Source organism: Actinophytocola sp. (assembly GCF_036555685.1).
Taxonomy (GTDB): domain Bacteria; phylum Actinomycetota; class Actinomycetes; order Mycobacteriales; family Pseudonocardiaceae; genus Actinophytocola.
The window spans coordinates 1-5,455 of sequence record NZ_DATBKY010000173.1; the positions used below are offsets into that span (position 1 = coordinate 1).

2 protein-coding genes are annotated in these 5,455 nt (G+C 69.6%); one reads left to right on the forward strand and one right to left on the reverse strand.

Annotated features, from left to right (window positions below):
* Positions 1-45: 45 nt before the first annotated feature.
* On the reverse strand, positions 46-1,149 hold the full coding sequence (locus VH969_RS16645; RefSeq protein WP_331975089.1) for a hypothetical protein: 1,104 nt from the start codon (positions 1,147-1,149) through the stop codon (positions 46-48).
* A 313-nt stretch (positions 1,150-1,462) separates the two neighbouring features.
* Between VH969_RS16645 and VH969_RS16650 the strand changes: the two genes are divergently transcribed.
* Positions 1,463-4,456 carry an AfsR/SARP family transcriptional regulator gene (locus VH969_RS16650; RefSeq protein WP_331975091.1) on the forward strand — a complete coding sequence of 998 codons (2,994 nt, stop codon included), beginning with the start codon at positions 1,463-1,465 and terminating at the stop codon, positions 4,454-4,456.
* Positions 4,457-5,455 lie beyond the last annotated feature (999 nt).

A 5,455-nucleotide genomic window follows, 5' to 3' on the forward strand; every position in this document is an offset into this window, starting at 1 on the left:
CCGCGACGACCGGCTCGCCGAGACCGTTTCCTGTGGACATTCGAATCACCTCTCCGGGAATACGGGGACCGGTACGGGTTCGACCGCGCGGTGCCGGCCCGGCATGCTCAGGGCGAGCAGGCGGTACATCTCCGCGCGCAGCAGCCGGTGCGCCTGGCCCGGCCGGGATGTCAGCCGGCGGGCGAACGCGTCCCGGCCGAGGCCGCCCCGCCACGTCGCCGCCTCGTGGAGCTGCGGCACGAGCGGCCGGGACCGGACGAGCCGCGGCGCGCTTATGCCGAGCAGCGACTGCGGCGAGTCCGGGTTGAGGGATTCGATCGGCAGGTCGGTGCACAGCACCGGCCTGCCGAGCGCGGCCGCGTAGACGGTCGTCGATCCGTGGTCGCCGATGACGTGGTCGGCGGCGACCACGGCGGCGCGCCAGTCGACCTCCGGCTCCACGAGCACGAGTCCCGCGGCCCGGGCCGCGGCCAGCCACGCTCGTACCTGCCGGCGCCCGTGCCCGAACCAGACCGCCGGGTGGATCAGCATCGCAACGCGGTACCGCGCCGGGTCCAGCTGCCTGAGCAGGGTGGGCAGGTACCGCTCGAAGCGCTGGAACAGCGAGTGCCGGCCCCACGTGGAGGCCAGCAGCACGAGCTCCCGGCCGGGCCGCACGCCGAGCGCCCAGCGATAGTCCTCCCGCAGCCGCGTGCTCGCCATGAGCAGGTCGAGGCACGGGTCGCCCGCGACGACCGCGACTTCGAGCGCCGGCTCGCACTGCCGCCGCAGCGTCTCCAACTGGGAGTCGTGCGAGAGGACGAGCGAGGAGACCACGAGGCGGCCGTCCCGCTGCAGGCGGCCGGCGTCCAGGCCGTACACCGGTCCCGTGCCGCCGGCCCGCTTGCCGAACGCGGCGCCGTGCGGGAACACCATCACCGGCGCGTTGAGGTGATCGATGCCGCCGTGCGCCGCCGCGAGCGCGAGGTCGAACCGTTCGTGGACGGCCTGCGCCCACGGGATCTCCAGGACACCGAGCGACGTCAGGTATTCGTCCACCCCGCCGCCGAACACGTCGGGCGCGCGGCTGTAGACCAGCTGCACCCGCGGATCCGACTCGATCAACCCGACGACGTCCATCAACCGGTGGCCGGCGACCACCGTGTGCACGGCGACGAGAACGGTCTTGCAATCAGTTCTCGTGACGTACCGCTCGGCCCTAGGACCAACCGGTACGGACTGCCATTCCTGTACTGCCACGTTGCTCCCTTCCTCCCCGGGACGACAGGACTGGAGGAGCGTGAAGGACCGGACGGACAGGTGGCTTGCAATCCGCTTGCACAATGGCGGACACCGGTTGTAACAGTTAAATATCAGAGAGTTGCATCGCTAACTTTGATGTTTCCCCCCGCCGACACTCATGGAATACACAGCGACCGAGCCGGGGGCTACGGTGCAATTGCGAATCCTGGGGCCCGTGCAAATGAACGTGCATGGGGAATACGTCGATGTCGGGGCGACGAAGGTTCGTGGCCTGCTGGGTGTACTCGCTTACAAGAACCACGAACCGGTCCCGGCCGGCTATCTGGCCGACGCGCTGTGGGACGATGACCATCCGCCGAAACCTGACAAGACGGTGCAGGTATACGTCTCCCGGTTGCGTGCCGCGCTCGCCCGCACCGGCTTCGCCGGCGAGATCGTCCGAGAGCACGACACCTACCGGCTCGCCATGGACTCGTCGCTGGTCGACTACCGGCGGTTCCGGACGCTGGCGAGTGCCGGACGCCGTGCCCGTGGCCGAGGTGAGCACGCGGACGCGGCCGAGTCCTTCACCGCGGCCGTGGATCTCTGGCGCGGCCCGGCGATCGCCGACCTCAGGACGTCGTGGGCGCGGCGGGTGCAGGAGTCGCTGGTCAGCACCGAACTGCTGCCGGTGTGCTGCGACTTGTTCGACACGAAGCTCGCGCTGGGCGAGCACGAGTTCGTGCTGGACGGCTTGCGGCCGCTGCTCGCCGATCATCCGCATGACGAGCGGCTCGCCGGGCTGTGGATTCGCGCGCTCACCGCGGCGGACCGGTCGAGCGAGGTGCCGGCATTCTTCCGGGAATTCAGCAGACGTCTAGACCTGGAGACGAATACCCCACCGACGGCCGAGCTGGTGCGTATACAACGGAATTCCATTCGGTCCAGTACGGACGTCTTGGAAAATCAGCGGACGCCCGTACGAATTCCCGGGCCGCCACGCGAGACGCCACACTTCACCGGCCGGACGGAGTTGCTGGCGCGACTCGACGAGTTGCTGATCGGTCCGAATGCGACTGCGTCGGTGGTCGCGCTCGACGGCCGGCCCGGCGTCGGCAAGACCGCACTGGTCCGGCACTGGGCGCGCAGCCACAGCGACGACTTCCCCGGCGGGATGCTGCACATGGACCTGTCGGGGTACGCCGACACGTCGCCGGTGGAGCCGGGCACGGTGATGGGGACCTTCTTGCAGGAACTGGGAGTGCCGGCAGCGAGTCGTGAGGTCGGCGCCGACCAGCGCGCGGCCCTGCTCCGCCGGACGCTCACCGGGCAGCGCGTGCTCGTGGTGCTGGACAACGTACGAGACGGCGCACACGTTCGCCCGCTGCTCGCCGCGACGGCGAACTGTCCGGTGGTGATCACCAGCCGCAGGCGGCTGACGAGCATCGTCGTGCGCGACGGCGCCGAGTGCCTCACGGTTCCCGAGCTCGCCGCGAACGAGGCGACCGCGCTGCTGGAGAAGCGGATCGGTGCGCGGGTGAGCGCGGAACCCGACGCGGTCGGTGAGCTCGTCGAGTTGTGCGAGCGCCTCCCGCTCGCGGTCCGCATCGCGGCCGAGCACGTGGCCGCCCGGCCCGGCGTGCCGATCGGCGACCTCGTCGACGAGCTGCGCCAGGCCCGGCTGCTCGACGCCGGAGCCCACGGCGACGAGGACACGACGACCTTGCGGTTGGCGTTCTCGTGGTCCTACCGGGCGCTGCCGGCCGAGCACGCCCGGATGTTCCGCATGATCGGGCTGCTGCCCGGCACCCGGTTCAGCACGTCGGCCGTCGCGGCGGTCGGCGGGATCGACCACGCGGCGGTCGCCGGGATCCTCGACGCGCTCGTCGGCGCGCACCTCGTCGAGCAGGAAGGCGCCGGCCGCTTCCGTACCCACGATCTGCTGCGCCAGTACGCCGCCGACAGTGCGCGCGATGAGCCGGTCGGGCAACGGGAGCGTGCGATCCGCCGGATGCTCGCCTGGTACGTGGAGTCGGCCCGCAACGCGCGCCGGTTGCTGACCGCTGATCCGCACGATGTCCCGGCCTTGCCGGCCGGGCTCCTCGACACGGTCGAGCCGGCCGCGTTCGGCTCGGAGCAGGACGCACGCCGCTGGTTCACGCTCGAGCGCGCCGGTGCCGTGGCCTGCGCGCGGCTGGCGGCCGAACTCGGGGAACACGAGGTGACGTGGCGGTTGGCGGCCTGCCTCAACGTGGTCAACGATCACGGGGATCTGCGCGAGCTGCTGGAGGTGCAGCGGCTTGGCTACCGGTCAGCGGGGCTGGCGGGCCGGCGGCACGCGGAAGCGGGTTGCCTCACGAGCATGGGCGTGCTGTACGGCAAGCTGGACGAGAACATGCGGGCCGGACGGTGTTTCGAGCAGGCGTACCACGCGTTCCAGGCGGCGGGTGACCGGTTGGGCGAGGCGGTGAGCCTGCACAACATCGGGTGCGTTCACCTGCAGCTGGGCGAGCCCGTCACGGCGATCGGCTGGCACCGCCGGGCGCTGGCCGCCTTCGCGGCGGAGCACAACGAGTTCGCCATGGCGAAGGTGCACCGCTGGCTGGGCGATGACTACCGGGCGCTCGACCGGTACGAGCAGGCGAGCTCCCACTACCTAGAGGCGCAGTACATGAGCCAGAAGATCAGCGACCTGCACGGCCTGGGCGAGACGCTGAACCGGCTGGCTCGCCTGAACCTCGACGTCGGCCGCCCCGACCAGGCGGTGCGATCGGGCCTGGCCGGCCTGCACATCCACGACCGGACCGGCGACCGGGGTAGCGCCGCGGACGTCCTTCGCATCCTGGCGACCGCGCGGCTCGAGCTGAAGGAGTACGCGGAAGCGATCGCCAACGCGACGGAGGCGGCACACACGCACGGCGAAATGCGCAACACGGCGGCCCAGGCCGTGGCTCTGGAGCTGCTGGCCCAAGCGCACGAAAAGGCAGGCGAACGCCCGGAGGCTCAGCGAGCGTGGGCAGCAGCGGCCGCCTTGCTCGCGCCGACGGACGCCCCGAGAGCGGAGTCCCTGGCCGACCGAGCCAACACCCCACCCCCACAGATCCCACCCCCAAGATCAGAATTCCCAACCACAAGACACCCCGCGAACCCAGCAACGCCAACAGAAGAACCAACCACAACAGAAGCAGAAAGCGACTCCCAAACACGGAAGACGCTCGGCCCAGACTTCGGTTAGCAGAGCCGGTCCGTAGCCGCCGCTGTGCCCGGTCGAGCTTGGCGGCCACCAGGTGCAAGCGAAGCGAGCGCACCACAACCACGAGGCGACCACTGAAGGTTCTAAGCGCTTGGTAGCGCTCAAAGGTAACCAGGCTGGTGTCGGCGGAATCGGGCACCGTAGGGAGGCTGGGGCCGGAGCGTCCCTGGCGCTGGTAGCGCCCAAAGTAACCACGCTGGGTCAGCAGATCCCGCACCGTGGGGGTCTGGGGGGTCGCCCCCCAGAACAAAGGACGAAACCCAAAAGCGGGAAGGTGGCCCGAACGGACCCCCGAACACGCGTCGCCGAGGGTGAGTGACGGGACTTGAACCCGCGACATCCTGGACCACAACTTGGCGCACCTCGTCCACAGAGAGTTATCTGTGCAGGTAGATGGCTTGGCGGGCTTCGTCGTAGACGGCGTGGGAGCGGTGCGGCTGCTGTACTTCGGTGCTGTACGGCTCTCAGGGGCACGCTGGGGAGGTCGAGGCAGGCGCGCACGCCCATCAAGGGCAGGCCCCCGGCCTGCCCGCACGCTTGCCCTCAGGGCCGACGGGGCCCCGCGTGTCAAGCCCTGATCGGATGCTCAACTGGCTGGCCGACTTTGGGCACCGCGGCCCGATCAGGGCTTGATACGTGGGCGGCGGCCCGTACCATGTGCGCGCCTGCCTCGACCGGAGGCGACAGTTCGTGGTCGACGTGATCGGCTCGTGTGCGAGTACTGCACGACTTCATGCTCTCGCCCATGACGCGCAGGATAGGCGCGGCCGACGGCGTTCGGTGACGGCGAGTGAGCCCGTAGCGCCAGCGGAGGGCGATCGAGTTTGCCCTGTTCGGCTGCGCCGTCCGCCCCGTCAGGGGCGGCTTGAAGACGTAAAGAAACTTCTCACGAAGTCCGCTAGCCTATGCTACGTGTCAGATCAAACCCACGACTCGGGTAATAATGCTGCTGGTAGTCGTCGTGGAACATTGCAGGCGCTG

What these genes read in the sequence shown, in the direction of transcription:
- VH969_RS16650 (WP_331975091.1), top strand. Translation starts at nt 1,463, where the DNA reads ATGAACGTGCATGGGGAATACGTCGATGTCGGGGCGACGAAGGTTCGT.